The sequence below is a fragment of the Pseudomonas vancouverensis genome (assembly GCF_004348895.1).
Lineage (GTDB): Bacteria > Pseudomonadota > Gammaproteobacteria > Pseudomonadales > Pseudomonadaceae > Aquipseudomonas > Aquipseudomonas vancouverensis.
In genome coordinates this window covers 433,288-450,255 of the sequence record NZ_RRZK01000008.1, presented here as the reverse complement: position 1 = coordinate 450,255, position 16,968 = coordinate 433,288, and the positions used below count along the sequence as shown (strand labels likewise).

The 16,968-nt window shown below is 59.7% G+C and carries 15 protein-coding genes, 1 tRNA gene and 1 pseudogene; 9 read left to right on the top strand and 8 right to left on the bottom strand.

Going from position 1 to position 16,968, the window contains the following annotated elements:
• Both EIY72_RS09685 and EIY72_RS09680 read right to left on the bottom strand, forming a co-directional pair.
• A pseudogene (locus EIY72_RS09685) lies at nt 1–784 on the bottom strand (T6SS immunity protein Tli4 family protein); the annotation flags it as partial.
• Nucleotides 772–1,869, bottom strand: a complete 1,098-nt coding sequence (locus EIY72_RS09680; protein ID WP_231985551.1) for an esterase/lipase family protein — start codon at nt 1,867–1,869, stop codon at nt 772–774. The gene EIY72_RS09680 and the pseudogene EIY72_RS09685, both read right to left, overlap by 13 nt.
• A 55-nt stretch (nt 1,870–1,924) precedes the next feature.
• Here EIY72_RS09680 and EIY72_RS29890 point away from each other — a divergent pair, with 55 nt between their 5' ends.
• Nucleotides 1,925–2,092, top strand: a complete 168-nt coding sequence (locus tag EIY72_RS29890; RefSeq protein ID WP_157720935.1) for a hypothetical protein — start codon at nt 1,925–1,927, stop codon at nt 2,090–2,092.
• An 87-nt stretch (nt 2,093–2,179) separates the two neighbouring features.
• Nucleotides 2,180–3,055, top strand: coding sequence for a DUF6708 domain-containing protein (locus EIY72_RS30240; protein WP_306664137.1), 876 nt, complete (start codon nt 2,180–2,182; stop codon nt 3,053–3,055).
• A gap of 426 nt (nt 3,056–3,481) precedes the next feature.
• On the opposite strand, the gene EIY72_RS09670 is transcribed toward EIY72_RS30240, so the two are convergent.
• The 6 genes from EIY72_RS09670 to EIY72_RS09645 all read right to left on the bottom strand — a co-directional run bounded on the left by EIY72_RS09670 (nt 3,482) and on the right by EIY72_RS09645 (nt 8,008).
• Nucleotides 3,482–3,557, bottom strand: a tRNA-Gly gene (locus EIY72_RS09670).
• Nucleotides 3,558–3,616: 59 nt separating this feature from the next.
• Complete coding sequence (gene pgsA, locus EIY72_RS09665; protein ID WP_093219484.1) at nt 3,617–4,177, bottom strand: CDP-diacylglycerol--glycerol-3-phosphate 3-phosphatidyltransferase; 561 nt, start codon at nt 4,175–4,177, stop codon at nt 3,617–3,619.
• Nucleotides 4,178–4,209: 32 nt separating this feature from the next.
• Nucleotides 4,210–6,033 (bottom strand): excinuclease ABC subunit UvrC, encoded by a 1,824-nt coding sequence (uvrC, locus tag EIY72_RS09660; RefSeq protein ID WP_093219481.1) that lies wholly within the window; start codon nt 6,031–6,033, stop codon nt 4,210–4,212.
• A gap of 2 nt (nt 6,034–6,035) precedes the next feature.
• Nucleotides 6,036–6,677, bottom strand: a complete 642-nt coding sequence (gacA, locus tag EIY72_RS09655) for a response regulator transcription factor GacA (RefSeq protein WP_032829778.1) — start codon at nt 6,675–6,677, stop codon at nt 6,036–6,038.
• A gap of 78 nt (nt 6,678–6,755) precedes the next feature.
• Complete coding sequence (locus EIY72_RS09650; RefSeq protein WP_093219477.1) at nt 6,756–7,250, bottom strand: GNAT family N-acetyltransferase; 495 nt, start codon at nt 7,248–7,250, stop codon at nt 6,756–6,758.
• Nucleotides 7,247–8,008 (bottom strand): carbon-nitrogen hydrolase family protein, encoded by a 762-nt coding sequence (locus tag EIY72_RS09645; protein ID WP_093219474.1) that lies wholly within the window; start codon nt 8,006–8,008, stop codon nt 7,247–7,249. Before EIY72_RS09645 ends, EIY72_RS09650 begins: the two co-directional genes overlap by 4 nt.
• A gap of 626 nt (nt 8,009–8,634) precedes the next feature.
• On the opposite strand from EIY72_RS09645, the gene EIY72_RS09640 reads away from it, so the two are divergent.
• The 7 genes from EIY72_RS09640 to EIY72_RS09610 all read left to right on the top strand — a co-directional run bounded on the left by EIY72_RS09640 (nt 8,635) and on the right by EIY72_RS09610 (nt 16,915).
• Nucleotides 8,635–9,711, top strand: coding sequence for a 3-deoxy-7-phosphoheptulonate synthase (locus tag EIY72_RS09640; RefSeq protein WP_093219471.1), 1,077 nt, complete (start codon nt 8,635–8,637; stop codon nt 9,709–9,711).
• Between the two features lie 256 nt (nt 9,712–9,967).
• On the top strand, nt 9,968–10,849 hold the full coding sequence (locus tag EIY72_RS09635) for an esterase/lipase family protein (RefSeq protein WP_093219467.1): 882 nt from the start codon (nt 9,968–9,970) through the stop codon (nt 10,847–10,849).
• A gap of 106 nt (nt 10,850–10,955) precedes the next feature.
• The gene (locus EIY72_RS09630; RefSeq protein ID WP_008150918.1) at nt 10,956–11,237 is read left to right on the top strand and encodes a peptidylprolyl isomerase; all 282 of its coding nucleotides are present in this window, start codon (nt 10,956–10,958) and stop codon (nt 11,235–11,237) included.
• A 134-nt stretch (nt 11,238–11,371) separates the two neighbouring features.
• Entirely contained in the window at nt 11,372–13,240 is a 1,869-nt protein-coding gene (locus EIY72_RS09625) for an extracellular solute-binding protein (RefSeq protein WP_093219462.1), read from the top strand.
• Nucleotides 13,240–14,301 (top strand): microcin C ABC transporter permease YejB, encoded by a 1,062-nt coding sequence (locus EIY72_RS09620; RefSeq protein WP_093219457.1) that lies wholly within the window; start codon nt 13,240–13,242, stop codon nt 14,299–14,301. The genes EIY72_RS09625 and EIY72_RS09620 overlap by 1 nt, the downstream gene beginning before the upstream one ends.
• Nucleotides 14,301–15,323 carry an ABC transporter permease gene (locus EIY72_RS09615; RefSeq protein ID WP_093219453.1) on the top strand — a complete coding sequence of 341 codons (1,023 nt, stop codon included), beginning with the start codon at nt 14,301–14,303 and terminating at the stop codon, nt 15,321–15,323. Before EIY72_RS09620 ends, EIY72_RS09615 begins: the two co-directional genes overlap by 1 nt.
• Nucleotides 15,324–15,337: 14 nt before the next feature.
• Nucleotides 15,338–16,915 (top strand): ABC transporter ATP-binding protein, encoded by a 1,578-nt coding sequence (locus tag EIY72_RS09610; protein WP_093219449.1) that lies wholly within the window; start codon nt 15,338–15,340, stop codon nt 16,913–16,915.
• The last annotated feature ends 53 nt before the right edge of the window (nt 16,916–16,968 follow it).

Here is a 16,968-nt window from a genome sequence, read left to right as displayed (position 1 = left end):
CGGCCAATGTAACTGGCCCGAGTCGCAGGTTTTCATAATCGCCGGCGAGAAATATTTGCGTGTCTTTTTTAGTACGAACACTCAGTGGCTCTTCATCGTCCGGTGATAAGGCGTTGATATAGACCTGAAGCAATACATCAGACGCTGGGGGACTAAAAGCGAAGCTGGCGATTTCCTGATCGTGATGACTTCGGATCACGATGGGGCCCAATGCGAAGCCCGCGCCTGCATTCTCGGGAGCGCTGACCTTGAAGATTTCCTTGGAGAGTTTTAACAGTTGCGCCTCTACAGGGGCTGTATCGCCTTCGTAGGACACGGCGCTGAGCATGACGTAGGCGTCATCGATCAGCATGTGAAGTTCATGTGCAAACGTTTGACGACGCGTTGTTTGTTTGTAGTACTGCAATAGCTTTTCCCGGGGTGAAGTACGCTTCACAGAAACCAGCATCGGTATATTGTTCATTTCATCGTTTTTGACCGCCGCAATTCGACGCGCCCGCTCATCCAAAGCTGCATCAAACCGCTCCTGTGTCACGCCCTCCCCCAATACCCGCACCTCTACCGATGAGTGATCGGCACCCAGCCCGTAGTACAACTTCACATCGCCGCCACCCGTCCAGTTGGCAGGCAAGTCGATCAAGCCACGGCCCAGCGCCCAGGTGCGCATGTGGGTAGTCATTTCGCTCACGTTGTGTTTCTCCAGTTCGCTGGGTTGTTTGAAGGCGGCACAGCCGGCGAGTGAAGCCAGCACCAGGCCTGCAAAAAAAATACTCAACTGGCGCATAGGGGCCTCTTGGCTTTCGCCGCTATTTTGATAAGGGAATAGAGGGTGAAATGCTGCGCTAGCGGACTGGCATAGGAGGCTTCATGATCGAAGCCGGTTGCCTTGATCTGCTGGCGGACTTCGCCATAACGCGCACGCTTCATCGGCGCACTGCCCGAACTCACCGGGACGGTGCCGTCGCCGGCGCCATCCTGCATTTGGCAATGCAATTCCCAGTGACTGGTCTGCACGGTCCTGACGGGTGCATCGGGATCGCCACGGGACGGGGGCACGGCCTCGGCCCTGCCGCCCACGTACAACGGGCTGCGTCCGCTGTCGCGGACCTCATGCATCTGCAAGCTCGACACTGTGAAGGCATCAGGGCGTGAGGCGTGGGGGCCATTGAGGCTAGAGCCACGCCGCATTTGCCAGGTGATGGATTCGAAGCTGCGGTGGTTATCGTCGCTGCCGTAGTAGACGTAGGTTTGAGGGTGATATGAGCCCGCAATACTCTGATGAAAATCTTTTGCACTTCCGATGTTATCTGCGAAATCCTTCCACGTGATCGGATCCCCATCCTTCGGCGCCAACCATTCCTCTCGCAACAACCCCCACCATCGATCACGGCGCAAATAGATCTCTTCGTAGGGGTCTTTCACAGGCTGACGTGGCATCGCCGAAGCGCCCTGATCGTCGATCAGTCTCAGCCAACCAGGGGCGTAATCTTGCGTGGGCAACAACTGCAGCGCACCCGGCGCCTGCGCGAAAACGGCGGTTACTTCCTGGCCACTCGGACCAATCACCGCACCGGCAATGGGGTCTTCATCGCTCATGCCTACCTTGCAACGGCGATAAGCAACCGGCGCCCCTGTGGCAGGCATTACCCCGTGCACGACACCGGCAATTTTGTCGGCCATGCCGGGCAATTGCGCGCATCGCCGCGCCACCAATCCACCCATGGAGTGGGTGACCAGAATCACTTGCTGACAATTGCGGCCGTATTGGCGCATCAGCTCATCGATGCGCTCGGCAAGCCTTAACGCGGCCTGCTTATTGGAGTCCAGCCAGTTGTAACCACATGCATGCACCGGCAAACGCCCGAACAAGTCCGACTATCGAACCGACAGCGTCGTACCCACGCAGGAAGTACGCACCGTCCCGTTGGCCGACGCCCGTACCTTGCAAGTCAAGGACATCAAGGGCGCCATTGTACTGTTGCCCGACACCCGCCGGCACAACATTGAAACGGCGACCTTGTCGGTGACCTACTGGCCCGATCGCGATATTGACGATGCCTATGCAGAGCTCATCTTGATGGACAGCTTGTGAACCTCAGCCGATGGCCCACATGGCGTACTCATCAGCCTGCTTTTCCATGGCGATCATTGCTGGTCGTCACCAACTGTGTGTCTGCCTATGGGTTGCCTGCTGCCCGCTCGACGAGCCAAAGGTTACATACAGCTCTCCCCTTCAACTGGAGCTACCCTGATGATATTCACAACACCGCTACTCTCCAAACCCGTTCCTGGCTGGAAGTACGATCTACCGGGGCCGAACGAGGCTCCCTCCACTGAACCGTATCCTCCCGTACTCTCGAACCCACCCAATCATGTTGACGACGTGTATCTCGAACTGGCGCGCGCCACGTTGAGAATGCGTGGAGTTGGCGTTTTATGCGCAATATCCATATTTGCAATGACGGTATATCTCTCCGTTTTCCTGATAATGGTCGAATCCAGTTCTCCAGTCTCTACACCCCTGTTAATCATAATCGTTGTACTAAGCACGATAGGTTTTACTATATGGCTCGGAACTTACTTTTGGCGCATGGACGTTGCAGGCCCTCGCGACGAGCCCATCCGTTTTAATCGCGCCCGCCGCAAAGTCTATGTCTATCGCTTCCGCCATGACGGCCTGAGGTTATTCAGTCGCAGCGCTTGGGGCACGCGAGCCGAAGTCTACGATTGGGATGACCTGCGCGCCGAAGCTTGCAGCGTGTACGGCGCCATGGGCACCGGCGGTCTCATCGAAACGGTGACCATGGCTGTGGTCAAACCCGGTACCAACCAGGTCACCGAACGCTTTCATTTCGCCCACGATTTTCAGCAGGGCGAAATGTACTGGGCCATGGCCCAGCTGTTCATGCAGCAAGGCCCACAAGCCCTGCCCACCTTTCCCCGCCCGCCCCGGGACTGGAACAACGAGGACGTGAGCTTCAACCTTGCGCGCCGCCTGGCTCCCAAAGTGCAGTGGCCCGCCGACCTGGACCTGGAATCGAGGACGGCACCCTGAACAATCAAGGGCCTTGCCCCGTCTCGCGCGCAGTATTGAGGCTGATGGCCGAGAAAGACCCAAGGAGATGAGCTTGCCTCCCTCGTCAATGGATGCGGAAGTGCCATGGCCCGGCTGTTTTGAGTCCAGCGCGAGGCCATCCATGTCCTGGAGGGTGTCATTTATACCGGAGGGATTTGCCAGGCAAAGGCGGTATGGATCAAGGCCATCAGTACATCTGCCGTCTCGCAAGTTCGAGGAGATGTATGTCGATGCCGGCCTGGGGCGTTCCGTGCAAAACCCGCTGTGACCACTACCCGAATTCGATGTACTTGAAATTCGTGGTTGAGGATGGATTTTGACGAATCGTACTGAAACGAAAAAAGACGCCGAAGCGTCTTTTTTCGATGATCTAAAGGATTCCTTGGAACTCTGTAGATCGATATTTGGAGCGGGAAACGAGACTCGAACTCGCGACCCCGACCTTGGCAAGGTCGTGCTCTACCAACTGAGCTATTCCCGCTTGGTGATGCGCATTCTATAGAATCCAGAAGGTACGTCAACCCCTTGATTCAAAAAAGTTTATTTCTTTTCAACGTCGGTCTTCAGATGCGGCCACGCAGCCCGCAAGTACTGGACCATGGACCACAGCGTCAGCCCTGCCGAGATCATCAGCAACGTATAGCCAAGCAATACCCAGAAACTGAAGTCGGATGGATTGGCCAGCAGGATGACCAACGCCAGCATCTGCGCCGCAGTTTTCCATTTGCCCAGGTTCGACACGGCAACGTGTGCACGGGCGCCGAGTTCGGCCATCCATTCACGCAGCGCGGACACCACGATCTCGCGACCGATGATGACCGCAGCGGGCAGCGTCAGCCACAGGTTGCCATGCTCCTGTACCAGCAAGACCAGGGCAACGGCGACCATCAGCTTGTCGGCCACCGGATCGAGAAAAGCCCCGAACGGCGTGCTTTGCTCCAGGCGGCGAGCCAGATAGCCGTCGAGCCAGTCCGTAGCGGCAGCGAATGCGAAGACCGAGGCGGAGGCCATGTAGCTCCATTGGTACGGCAGGTAGAACAGTAAAATGAAGATCGGTATGAGCAGGACGCGTAGAACGGTAATCAGATTAGGGATATTCATCGGCACAACTGGCTACGAGGTGAGGGGGCATTCTACTCGCTGTGCAGATTTGCATAAATCAACTCTGCGAGCTTTTTACTGATCCCGGGGGCTTTGGCGATTTCTTCGATGCTGGCACGAGACAGCTCCTGCAATCCACCAAAATGTTTCAACAGATCCCGTCGACGTGTCGGTCCGACGCCGGCGACGCCCTCCAGTGTAGACGTGCGGCGGGTTTTTCCGCGACGGGCACGGTGCCCGGTAATGGCAAAACGGTGAGCTTCGTCGCGAATCTGCTGGATCAAATGCAAGGCGGGCGAATCACCGCGCAAGGTGAACTCGTGGGCGGCATCGTTGAGATACAGTGTCTCGAAACCGGCCTTGCGTGTTGCACCTTTGGCGACGCCCAGCAAAATCAGGTCGGGCACGGCCAGCTCGTTGAGCACGTCCCGTGCCATGGACAGCTGGCCCTTGCCGCCGTCCACCAGCAGGATGTCCGGCAGCTTGCCCTCGCCGTCTTTCAACTTGCTGAAACGACGGGTCAGGGCCTGGTGCATAGCGGCGTAATCGTCGCCAGCCGTCACGCCTTCGATGTTGTAGCGACGGTAGTCGGATTTGATCGGCCCTTCCGGCCCAAAAACCACACAGGACGCCACGGTCGCTTCACCACTGGAGTGGCTGATGTCGTAGCACTCCAGACGCTGCGGCGGCTCGTCGAGGTTCAGCACTTCGGCCAGCGCATCGAAACGCGCAGCAACGTGCTGACGGTTGGCCAGGCGTGCGCCCAGTGCCTGCTCGGCGTTGGTCACGGCCAGTTGCTGCCAGCGCGCCCGCGTGCCGCGCACTCGATGGCTGATACTCAGTTCTCGCCCGCGCAGTTCATCGATGGCGGCGATCAGGGTCGGGAAGTCGTCGTGCACCACGTTGACGATCAATTCGCTGGGCAGGTCGCGTTCCGGGCTGCTGACGTAATATTGCCCGAGGAACGCGGCCATGACCTCGGACACGTCTTCCTCGATGCCCACCTGCGGAAAGAAGTTCTTGCTGCCCAGCACTCGCCCGCCACGCACGCTGATGAGATGCACGCAGGCGCCGCCCGGGTTGACGAACGCGGCGATCACATCGACGTCACCGGTGCCGCCTTCCATGCTCTGCTGGTCCTGGACCCGACGCAGCAGTGCAATCTGGTCACGCAGTTCGGCAGCCCTCTCGAATTCGAGGTTGACCGCAGCCTCCTCCATGCCCGCCGACAGTTCGTCGGTCAAGGCGTTGCTGCGCCCTTCAAGGAACATCACCGAGTGCCGCACGTCTTCGGCGTACACCTCGGGCGCGACCAGGCCAACACAAGGCGCCTTGCAGCGCTTGATCTGATACTGCAGGCACGGCCGGGTGCGGTTCTTGTAGTAGCTGTCCTCGCACTGGCGAACGAAGAAGGTCTTTTGCAGCAGGCTGAGGCTTTCGCGAATCGCACCGGCGCTGGGGTAAGGACCGAAATACTTGCCCTTGCCCTTCTTCGCCCCGCGATGGATGCTCAAGCGCGGGAAGTCGCCGTCCGACAGATACACGTACGGATACGACTTATCGTCGCGCAACAGAATATTGTAGGGCGGCCGCCATTCCTTGATCAGCGTCTGCTCAAGCAGCAAGGCCTCGGTTTCATTGGCGGTGATGGTCGTTTCGACCTGGGCGATGCGCGCCACCAGTGCGGCGGTTTTCGGCGCAAGGCCAGTCTTGCGGAAGTAGCTCGACAGGCGATTCTTGAGGTTCTTCGCCTTGCCGACGTAAAGCAGCCGCGCGTCGCTATCGAACATGCGGTACACGCCTGGGCGACCGCTGACGGTCGACAGAAAGGCGCTCGGATCAAAGATTTCGGTCATTTTCAGAGGCTGGCGTCGACCATGCCATGACGAACCGCCAGCAGTGTCAGCTCAACATCACTGCTGATCGAAAGCTTTTCGAAAATGCGGTAACGGTAGGTGTTCACGGTTTTCGGTGACAGGCAAAGTTTGTCGGAAATGATCTGCACTTTCTGGCAACCGACAATCATCAGCGCGATCTGGATCTCTCGCTCCGACAAGGCATCGAAGGGTGAATCGTTGGTCGGCTGGAAGGATTTGATCGCCAGCTGCTGTGCGATCTGCGGGCTGATGTAGCGTTGACCGGCAAACACCAGGCGAATGGCCTGGACCATTTCCGGCAAACCGGCGCCTTTGGTGAGATAACCTGCCGCACCGGCTTGCAACAACCGGGTAGGAAACGGGTCTTCTTCGCAGACCGTCACCGCCACGACCTTGATGTCCGGATGACTGCGCAATAATTTACGCGTGGCCTCGAGACCGCCGATACCCGGCATCTTGACGTCCATCAACACCACATCGGGCTTGAGCTCACGCGCCTTGATCAGGGACTCTTCACCCGATTCGGCCTGGCCGACCACCTGCAGGCCATCAATGTCGGCCAGCATGCGTGTAATGCCTGTACGAACGAGATCATGGTCATCGACTACTAGCACCCTAATCAAGCAGACACCTCGTGATATGGTCTTATTGGCTTGCCTGACACCTTAGCAAAAAGCTTGTGACAGACCTAGCGGAAAGGATCAGATAAAAAGTTTCAATTCATCTTGAAAGGCTTGCCGCATACGTGTTTCAGCCGCATGAGCCGGATCGATATCGAGCTGCATCCTCAGGAAACACTCGTCCTTGCCCACCACTTGCAGCCCCTTGCGTCGGTACAAGGCCTGCGCCGGGTTATCTTCAAATACCGTCAGGCGCAACGCCGGGCGCCGTTCCCGACAGGCAATGGCCAGCACCTGATCGATGGCCCAGGACCCGACGCCTTGCCCGCGATACGCCTCGACCACATGCAGTTCACGGATATACAGCGCCCTGGCATCTCGGCTGAGGCTGACATAACCCAACAAATGATTGCCGTCAGTTATCAGCCGGTTTTCGCGCCCGTCCCAGGCCACATCAAACGCCTCGTCCTGCCACAACAAATCATGCTGGATGTAATAACGCAGCATGGTCTGGCAGGTCAGATCGCGGGCGAATGCCAGGTCGTCTGGTGTCGCCAAGCGCCATTCGACGCTCATTGCGGCACCTCAACGCCCAAAGTTTGCCCGCTCCAGCCGTGCGCGTTACGCCGGGCAATCACGATGAAGTCGCCGGTACCGGCAGTCTGCGCGATCAGGGAGCCATCGGGGGCCCAGATTGCACTGCCGCCGGCCGACGCCCAGCCTCCCGTTGTACCACCGTGGTTGGCCATCAGTACGACCATCCCGTGCTCGACGGCGTATCCCTGGAGCAAAGCCGTGTCCGGTGTATAGCCGTTGGGCGTGATCAACACGCCAGCGGCATAGATGCTGGCACCTGAGATTGCCGCCGCTGCGGCATGACTGGCGTGGGAAAAGTCGGCGCATACCGCCAGGGCAATGGTGTCGCTGCCGATCGTCAGTGGATCGCCGCCGTTCCCTGGCGCAAACGCGACTTCTTCCCCGGGGTGCAAGTGCTGTTTGCTGTAAACCGCGAGCGAGCCATCGGCCGCCAATACCAGCGCACCGATCAGCACCGGCGTATCGACTGACAGGCGAATCGGCATGCCGACGACTGCGGTCACCCCCGTCTCCCGGGCTACATCGCGCAGCGGCTGCAACACACTGTCGTGCGGGGACACGGCCAACTCACCCGCAAGCTCGCGTTCATAGCCCGTCAGCGACAATTCCGGGAACACCAGCAGTTGCACTCCCTGCTCCGCAGCGTGCCTCATGAAGTGTTGATGCCTGGCGATGTTGCCTGCCAGGTCCCCGGCTATGGCGGTTGATTGAGCAGCGGCGATGATCAGCGGCTTCATGGAGCGTCCTTGTGACGGCGTGGTGATGGGTGCAGCGGTGGAGTGTGTCACAACATTTGGCGCACTCAAGGGATAGAGCCTGTTGTTCTCCTCAATAGCATTTTCCGATTGAATCCTTGTACCGGCCTCTAGTAAGCTCGGACCATTCATCGGAGACAGACCATGTTCAACACCCTTCAACAGCCTCGTACTTGCAGCGCATTGCGCTCGCTGGCGGCTGCCCGGGTGAATGACGTTAATGCCCCAGCCAGCTTTTATTTTGGGTATTGGTTTAGCCACTGGCGCGCCTGATACCCACACGGCGCCCACTTTAAACGGGTCGCCACCAGAGAATTCTCAACCCCCGGTCGGCCTCCCGACCGGGGGTTTTGTTTTTTCAGCGCCGAATTTTCAGCAACACACCAGACATTCAGAGGATTACCGCAATGAACTACAGCACTTATTACCGTTACGACAGTTTTTCCGCCTGGCGATTTACCACCCTCCGCTCGGGACAGCCTGCCGCCTCCGATCGGTCACCCACAGGTGGCAAGCACACACACGTAGCCAATCCGGCCAATTGTCGAACACCCCAATAGGGCCGAACGCGCGGGCCTGAACCCGCCATCCGCCCAGGAAACCTGAATATGAACTCGTCCGTCTCCGCACTGCCGCTGTCCACCTTGAGCCCTGCCAACGAAGCGCTGACCCTGCGTCTGCCCAGTGCCTTGCAGCTCAAGCAGCAATTGCCCCTCACGCCCGCTCTTGCCCAGCAAGTCCATGCCCACCGCGCAGCCGTCCGCGCGATCCTCAACGGTGAAGATTCCCGTCTGCTGGTGATCGTCGGCCCCTGCTCGATTCACGACCCGCAATCAGCCCTTGAATACGCCGGCAATCTTGCCCGCCTGGCCAGTGAAGTCAGCGATCAGATGCTGCTGGTGATGCGTGCCTACGTCGAAAAACCGCGCACCACGGTCGGCTGGAAAGGCCTGGCCTACGACCCGCACCTGGATGGCAGCGATGACATGGCCGGCGGCCTGACACTGTCACGGGATTTGATGCGGCAAATGCTCCAACTGGGTCTGCCGGTCGCCACGGAGCTGCTGCAACCGATGGCCGCCGGCTACTTCGACGATCTGCTGAGCTGGGTCGCCATTGGCGCGCGCACCACGGAATCGCAGATCCACCGGGAAATGGCCAGTGGGCTTGGCATGCCGGTCGGTTTCAAGAACGGCACCGATGGCGGTGTCGGCGTGGCCAGCGATGCGATGCGCTCCGCAGCCCATCCCCATCGCCATTTCGGTGTCGACAGCCAAGGGCATCCGGCGATCATCCAGACGCCCGGAAATGCCGACACCCATCTGGTGCTGCGCGGCGGTCATCGCGGTCCGAACTACGACCGCGCCCATGTGGCCCAGGTGAACAACGACTTGATCAAGCTGAAGATCCCGGCACGGATCATGGTCGATTGCAGTCACGCCAACAGCGGCAAGGATCCCCTGCGCCAACCGGCGGTGTTCAACGACGTGCTCGAACAACGCCTGCAAGGTGATCGCTCGTTGATCGGCATGATGATCGAAAGTCACTTGTTCGAAGGCTGCCAATCCCTGGGCCCGACCTTGAAGTATGGGGTCTCGGTAACGGACGGTTGCCTGGGTTGGAGCGCGACAGAGCAGATGTTGCGCCAGGCTGTATCGAAACTGCGCAAACAGCAGGACGCCTGATCGCCGCCGCACGACGCCAACGCCTTGGCTCGCACTGAGCACAAGGCGTTGAGGGGCAAGACCTTTTACCCGGGTTTGACGAACCGTAATAGATCATTCATCCCGGAAAAGAACTGCAAAACACGCCGCCTATTCATACTGGCTTTACTCCCTTTTCAACAGCGACCAGCGGACTTTTCAGGCATCGCGTCCAGCACTCGGTGATTTAGAGTGAAGCGCAATATCCCCCCGCGAACTTCTGTGAAAAGGTACGAACATGCAAAGGAATGCAAACACTTGTTACCCGATCCTGTTGGTCCATGGCCTGTTCGGATTTGACCGGATCGGCAAATTCGAACTCTTCCATGACATCCGCCAAGCCCTCAGAAACGCCGGCGCAAGGGTATTCGTGCCGCAACTGTCGGCAACCCATGACAATGAAACCCGCGGGGAGCAACTCCTTGCGCAAATCGAGCGGGTGCTGCAAGGCACCGGCGCCAGCAAAGTCAACCTGATCGGTCATAGCCAAGGTGCCCTGGCCATACGTTATGCCGCCGCGGTGGCGCCACGCAGCGTCGCATCGGTCACCTCGGTCAGCGGGCCGAATCACGGCTCGGAACTTGCCGACTTCGTGCGCAAAGCATTGAAACCCGGGCATCTGCCGGAAATGGTGGCGGAAACGGTGGTGACGCTGTTCGCCGACTTCCTCGCGCTGCTCAGCGACAATCGTTACCAACCGCAAAACGCCATCGCCGCACTGGATTCGCTGACCACTGAAGGTGTTGGCGCTTTCAATGAAAAACACCCCCAGGGATTGCCAAGCACCTGGGGCGGCAAAGGTCGCGAGCTGGTCAATGGCGTCCGCTACTATTCCTGGAGCGGGGTCCTGCGAACGAACACACTCCAGGAAAAACTCAATGCACTGGATCCCTTTCACGCTTTTTGCCGGGCACTGTCGCGTTACTTCATCACTGAACCGGAGCAAAACGACGGCATGGTAGGCCGCTTCAGTTCCCATCTGGGCACGGTCATCCGCTCCGACTACGCCATGGATCACCTGGATACCCTCAGCCAGCCAGCCGGTCAGATTCGTGCCGGTATCGACCCGGTGGACCTCTATGTACAGCATGCTGAACGCCTGAAAAAAGCCGGCCTGTAGCCCGCACCCTGTCGGGATCACCCGCGGATCTGAACTTTGAGAAGAAATGACTCACTGAATCCGGTAGGCTCAGCACTTTACCGAACATTGAAAGGAGTATTTCCCCATGGCCAAAGCCACTGCCCGTCACATCCTGGTTGCCAGCGAAGCCAAGTGCAACGAACTCAAGGCGCAAATCGAAGGTGGCGCGGACTTCGCCGAAGTTGCCAAGGCAAACTCCACCTGCCCGTCCAGCCGTCAGGGCGGTGATCTGGGTTCGTTCGGTCCTGGCCAGATGGTCAAGGAGTTCGACACCGTGGTCTTCAGCGCACCGATCAACGTCGTGCAAGGCCCGGTCAAGACCCAGTTTGGCTATCACCTGCTGGAAGTGACCAGCCGTCAGGACTGATCGACGCCTGAGCTTTGCTGACAACGGCCCGCCTTTTGGTGGGCCGTTGTGTTTGCGGTGCGCATGCGGCTGGCAAGGGACGCGCCGCTAGCGTACAAATTGTCGTTATCGACCACCCGGCTCTAAGGCTGACAATGCGACTGGCTTTCCCTACTTTATTGTTCACGGCCCTGGCCCTGCTGTTGACTGCCACCGGTGTGAATGCGCAACCGCAGCATGCGTTGACCGTTTACGGCGAACCGGCCAGATACCCTGCCGGTTTCAGTCACTTCGCCTACACCAACCCGCAAGCCCCCAAAGGTGGCACGATGCGCCGCTCGGCCATCGAAATCGGTCAGTTCGACCATGTCCTGCCCTACATCGACAAAGGCATCGGCGTAAGCCAGGTCGACGGCCTGCTTTACTCTCCCTTGGCCCAGCGTTCGCTGGACGAGCCTTACACCGTCTACGGTCTGGTGGCCGAAAAGATGGAGCGTTCCGAGGACGGTCTGTTCCTGCGCTTCTACCTCAACCCCAAGGCACGTTTCGCCGACGGCACGCCGATTACCGCCGAAGACGTCCGCTACACCTTCGACCTGCTGATGACCCAGGGCAGCCTGCGCTATCGCACCCAGTTTGCCGACGTCAAAGGCGTCGTCGTCGAGTCGCCACTGACGGTTCGCTTCGACTTCAAAAGCAATGAAAACCGCACCCTGCCCCTCGATATCGCGACCCTGCCGGTATTCCCCGAGCACTGGTGGAAGAGCCGCGATTTTGCCGGTGGCGGTGGCTATGAAGCGCCCCTGGGCAGTGGGCCGTACCGGGTCAGCAAGGTCGACTCGGGGCGCAGCATCACCTTCGAGCGCAACCCCGACTGGTGGGGCAAGGACTTGCCGGTCAGCCGCGGCCTGTACAACTTCGACCATTTCAGCATCGAATATTTCGGTGACACCGACGTGGCGCGTCAGGTGCTGCGCGGCGGCGCCTACGATTACAACCGCGAGTTTTCCGCCACCGGCTACTCCATCGGCTACGACAGCCCGGCGCTCGCCGACGGTCGCCTGCAAAAGGCCCACCTGGCCACCGAAGCCCCGCAACCGGCCCAGGGTTTTGTGTTCAATCTGCAAAACCCGATATTCCAGGACCGCCGGGTTCGCCAGGCGCTGGTGATGCTGTGGGACTTCGAGTGGAGCAACCGGCAGATGATGCGCAACATGTACATCCGCCAGCAAAGCTACTTCTCCAACACCGAGCTGGCGGCCCGGCAGCTGCCTGACGCTGATGAACTGAAGATTCTTGAACCGCTGCGTGGGCAGATTCCGGACGAGGTTTTCACCCAAGTGTTCCAGGCGCCGAAGACCGACGGCAGCGGCGTGATTCGCGACAAACAGCTGCAAGCCCTGGCCCTCCTCGAACAGGCCGGCTGGAAACCCGATGGCGACCAACTGGTGAATGCCGAAGGCGAACCGCTGAACTTCACTTTCCTGGTCAGCCAGAACGGCATGGACCGTCTGTTGCTGCCCTACAAACGCACGCTGAAACAGATCGGCATCGACATGAACATCCGCCGCATCGACTCGTCCCAATACGTCAACCGCCTGATGAGTCGCGACTACGACATGATCGTCACTGGCTACCCGGTCACCACTTCGCCGGGTAGTGAACTGTTCAACTACTTCGGCTCGGCCTCGGCCACCGACCCGGGCGCCAACAACTACATGGTCCTGAAAAACCCGGCCGTCGACACCCTGATCACCGGCCTGGTGCGCGCCACTACCCAGGTCGAGATGTTGCGTTATGCCCATGCCCTGGATCGCGTCCTGCAGTGGAACTACTACTGGATTCCCAATTACTACCCGCCGGGCACTTCGACGGTCTGGTGGAACCGTTTCGGTATCCCGAACGTGCAGGCCAGCAATGACGAGGCCATCGAGAGCTGGTGGGAAATGAGCACCACGCCGCTGACCAATCAGCAGATGACGGCAGAACGCATCAGCCGTGGCAAACCCGGAGGACCGCATTGATGTGGGCTTACATACTGCGGCGTCTGCTGCTGATCATCCCGACGCTGGTGATCATCCTGCTGGTCAATTTCGTCATCGTCCAGGCGGCTCCCGGTGGTCCGGTCGAGCAAGCCATCGCGCACCTGCAAGGTATTGGCGGCGCCTCCGTCAGCGGTGGCTCGGCGGAAACTTCGAGCACCACCTCACGGGCCAGCCGTGGCCTCGATCCACAACTGATCAAGGACATCGAAAAACAGTACGGCTTCGACAAACCGGCACACGAGCGCCTTTGGTTGATGCTCACCAGCTACGCGCGCCTGGATTTCGGCAAGAGCTTTTTCCGCGGTGCCACGGTCACTGACCTGATCCTGCAGAAAATGCCCGTGACCATTTCCCTCGGGCTCTGGGCGACCCTGATTACTTACCTGGTATCGATTCCCCTGGGCATTCGCAAAGCGGTGCATCACGGCAGTCATTTCGACATCTGGAGCAGCACCGCCATCATCATCGGCTATGCGATGCCGGCGTTCCTGTTCGCCATGTTCCTGATCGTGGTGTTCGCCGGCGGGACCTCACTCAATTGGTTTCCGGTGCGTGGGCTGGTGTCGGACAACTTCGACTCACTGTCGACCCTGGGCAAGGTCGCCGACTACTTCTGGCACCTGGTGTTGCCGGTGACGGCGCTGGTGATCGGCGGGTTCGCCACGCTGACCATCCTGACCAAGAACTCCTTCCTCAATGAAATCACTCGCCAATACGTGGTCACCGCAAGGGCCAAAGGCCTGAGTGAACGGCGTGTGCTGTACGGCCACGTGTTTCGCAATGCCATGCTGCTGGTGGTGTCGGGCATTCCCCAGGCGTTCATCAGCGTGTTTTTCGCCGGATCCTTGCTGATCGAAGTGATCTTCTCCCTCGATGGCCTGGGACGCATGAGTTATGAAGCGGCGGTATCCCGTGATTATCCGGTGGTGTTCGGCTCGCTGTTCATCTTCACCCTGTTCGGGCTGCTGATAAAACTGGTGGGCGACCTCTGCTACACCCTGGTCGACCCGCGCATCGACTTCGCCGCGAGGAACGCCTGATGTTCAAGCTTTCCCCATTGGCGCGTCGACGCTTCGAGCGCTTCAAGAAAAACCGCCGGGGCTGGTGGTCGCTGTGGCTGTTCATCGGCCTGTTTGCCCTGACCCTGGGCGGCGAACTGATCGCCAACGACAAACCCTTGATTGTCAGTTACCAGGGCTCGTTGTATTTCCCGGCGTTCAAACGCTACACCGAGCAGGAATTTGGCGGGCAACTGCCGTTCCAGGCCGACTATCGCAGTGACTACGTGCAGAAGCTGATCAAGAAGGACGGCGGCTGGCTGCTGTTTCCGCCGATCCCGTTCAGTGACGACACGCCCAATTACGACTTGAACCAGCCAGCGCCCAGCCCGCCCACGAGCGTGAACTGGCTCGGCACCGACGATCAGGCGCGGGACGTCCTTGCCCGGGTGATTTTCGGCGCGCGGGTGTCGATCCTGTTTGCCTTGATGCTGACCTTTGTCAGCGCCCTGATCGGCATCGCCGCCGGGGCGTTGCAAGGCTACTACGGTGGCTGGGTGGACCTGCTCGGACAGCGCCTGCTGGAAGTCTGGTCCGGGTTGCCGGTGTTGTACCTGCTGATCATTCTGTCCGGTTTCGTCGAACCGAATTTCTGGTGGCTGCTGGGCATCATGGCGCTGTTTTCCTGGCTGGCATTGGTGGACGTGGTGCGCGCCGAGTTCCTGCGCGGGCGCAACCTGGAATACGTCAAGGCCGCTCGCGCATTGGGCCTGACCGACCGCAAAGTCATCGTCCGGCATATCCTGCCCAACGCCATGAACGCGACTTTGAGCTACCTGCCCTTCATCCTGACAGGTGCCATCTCGACCCTGACGGCGCTGGATTTCCTCGGTTTCGGCATGCCGGCGGGCAGCGCCTCACTGGGTGAACTGATCGGCCAGGGCAAGCAGAACCTGCAAGCACCCTGGCTCGGCCTCACGGCGTTCTTCACCCTGGCGCTGATTCTTTCCCTACTGGTGTTCATCGGCGAAGCCTTGCGCGATGCTTATGACCCGAGATCGTGACGCGGACGCCTGAGATGACCAACCTGATCGAAATCCGCGACCTCAGCGTCGCCTTCAGTGGCCAGACCGTGGTGCGCAACCTGTGCCTGGACATCCGCCCCGGCGAGTGCCTGGCTTTGGTCGGCGAGTCCGGCTCGGGCAAGTCGGTGACCGCCCACTCCATCCTGCAACTGCTGCCCGAGAGCGGCACCGAAACCACCGGCAGCATTCGCTATCGCGGCCAGGAACTGGTGGGTGCCGACGCCAGCAAATTGAGGCAATTGCGCGGCAACCGCATCGCGATGATTTTTCAGGAGCCGATGACCTCGCTCAATCCGCTGCACAGCATTGAAAAGCAGATCGGCGAAACCCTGCTGGTGCATCGGGGATTGGCGGGCAAGGCCGCCCAGGCGCGGATCCTCGAGCTGCTGCATCTGGTCGGTATCCAGAAGCCCGAAGAACGCCTCAAGGCCTACCCCCATCAGTTGTCCGGCGGCCAGCGCCAGCGGGTGATGATTGCCATGGCCCTGGCCTGCGAGCCCGAGCTGCTGATCGCCGATGAGCCGACCACGGCGCTGGACGTGACGGTGCAACGCAAGATCCTTCTGCTGCTCAAGTCCCTGCAACAACGCCTCGGCATGTCACTGCTGCTGATCAGCCACGACCTCAACCTAGTGCGCAGCATCGCCCAGCGGGTGTGCGTGATGAAGGCCGGGGAGATCGTCGAACAGGCACCCTGCGAAACGCTGTTTACCGAGCCGAAGCACCCTTACAGCTGCGTCCTGTTGAACGCCGAACCCGAAGGTGAAGCCCTGCCCCGGGACGAGCGTGAAAACGTGCTGGAAGTGGACGATCTGCAGGTGCGTTTCCCGGTCGGCGGCGGTTTGTTCCAACGCAAGACCTGGTTGCAGGCCGTCGACGGTATCAGCCTGAACATTCAGCGCGGCAAGACCCTGGGCATCGTTGGCGAATCGGGGTCAGGCAAGTCCACCCTGGGTCAGGCGATCCTGCGGCTGCTCGACTCCAAAGGCAGCATCCGTTTTCAGGGTCAGGCGCTGGACGGTTTGACGCAGAAACAACTACGCCCGTGGCGCAAGAAAATGCAGGTGGTGTTCCAGGACCCGTTCGGCAGCCTCAGCCCGCGCATGTCGGTAGCGCAGATCATCAGCGAAGGCCTGGAGGTCCATCGCCAATTGAACGCCGATGAATGCAACGCCGAAGTGATCCGCGCCCTGGAAGAAGTCGGCCTGGACCCGCAGAGCCGTCATCGCTACCCCCACGAATTTTCCGGCGGCCAGCGCCAGCGCATTGCGATCGCCCGGGCGTTGGTGTTGAAACCGGCGTTGATCCTGCTCGATGAACCGACCTCCGCGCTGGACCGTACCGTGCAGAAACAGGTCGTCGCCCTGCTGCGCCAGCTTCAGGAAAAACACGGTTTGACCTACCTGTTCATCAGCCACGACCTGGCGGTGGTCCGCGCCCTCGCCCACGACATGATCGTGGTCAAGGACGGCAAAGTAGTCGAGCGTGGCGCCAGTCATGACGTGTTCGATTCACCGCAGCATCCCTACACCAAGGAGCTGTTGGCGGCGGCGCTGTTGGGGCAGGCATAATCGCTTGCCTTCAGGCGGAGCGATGGCGCCGGCAAAAGCAATATACATTCAGG

Bases quoted from the DNA above. Each gene is read 5' to 3' on its own strand.
- EIY72_RS09610 (WP_093219449.1), top strand. From the start codon at position 15,338: ATGACCAACCTGATCGAAATCCGCGACCTCAGCGTCGCCTTCAGTGGC.
- EIY72_RS09615 (WP_093219453.1), top strand. From the start codon at position 14,301: ATGTTCAAGCTTTCCCCATTGGCGCGTCGACGCTTCGAGCGCTTCAAG.
- EIY72_RS09625 (WP_093219462.1), top strand. From the start codon at position 11,372: ATGCGACTGGCTTTCCCTACTTTATTGTTCACGGCCCTGGCCCTGCTG.
- pgsA (WP_093219484.1), bottom strand. From the start codon at position 4,177: ATGAATATCCCTAATCTGATTACCGTTCTACGCGTCCTGCTCATACCG.
- EIY72_RS09645 (WP_093219474.1), bottom strand. From the start codon at position 8,008: ATGAAGCCGCTGATCATCGCCGCTGCTCAATCAACCGCCATAGCCGGG.
- EIY72_RS09620 (WP_093219457.1), top strand. From the start codon at position 13,240: ATGTGGGCTTACATACTGCGGCGTCTGCTGCTGATCATCCCGACGCTG.
- uvrC (WP_093219481.1), bottom strand. From the start codon at position 6,033: ATGACCGAAATCTTTGATCCGAGCGCCTTTCTGTCGACCGTCAGCGGT.
- EIY72_RS09635 (WP_093219467.1), top strand. From the start codon at position 9,968: ATGCAAAGGAATGCAAACACTTGTTACCCGATCCTGTTGGTCCATGGC.
- EIY72_RS09630 (WP_008150918.1), top strand. From the start codon at position 10,956: ATGGCCAAAGCCACTGCCCGTCACATCCTGGTTGCCAGCGAAGCCAAG.
- EIY72_RS09640 (WP_093219471.1), top strand. From the start codon at position 8,635: ATGAACTCGTCCGTCTCCGCACTGCCGCTGTCCACCTTGAGCCCTGCC.
- EIY72_RS09650 (WP_093219477.1), bottom strand. From the start codon at position 7,250: ATGAGCGTCGAATGGCGCTTGGCGACACCAGACGACCTGGCATTCGCC.
- EIY72_RS30240 (WP_306664137.1), top strand. From the start codon at position 2,180: ATGGGTTGCCTGCTGCCCGCTCGACGAGCCAAAGGTTACATACAGCTC.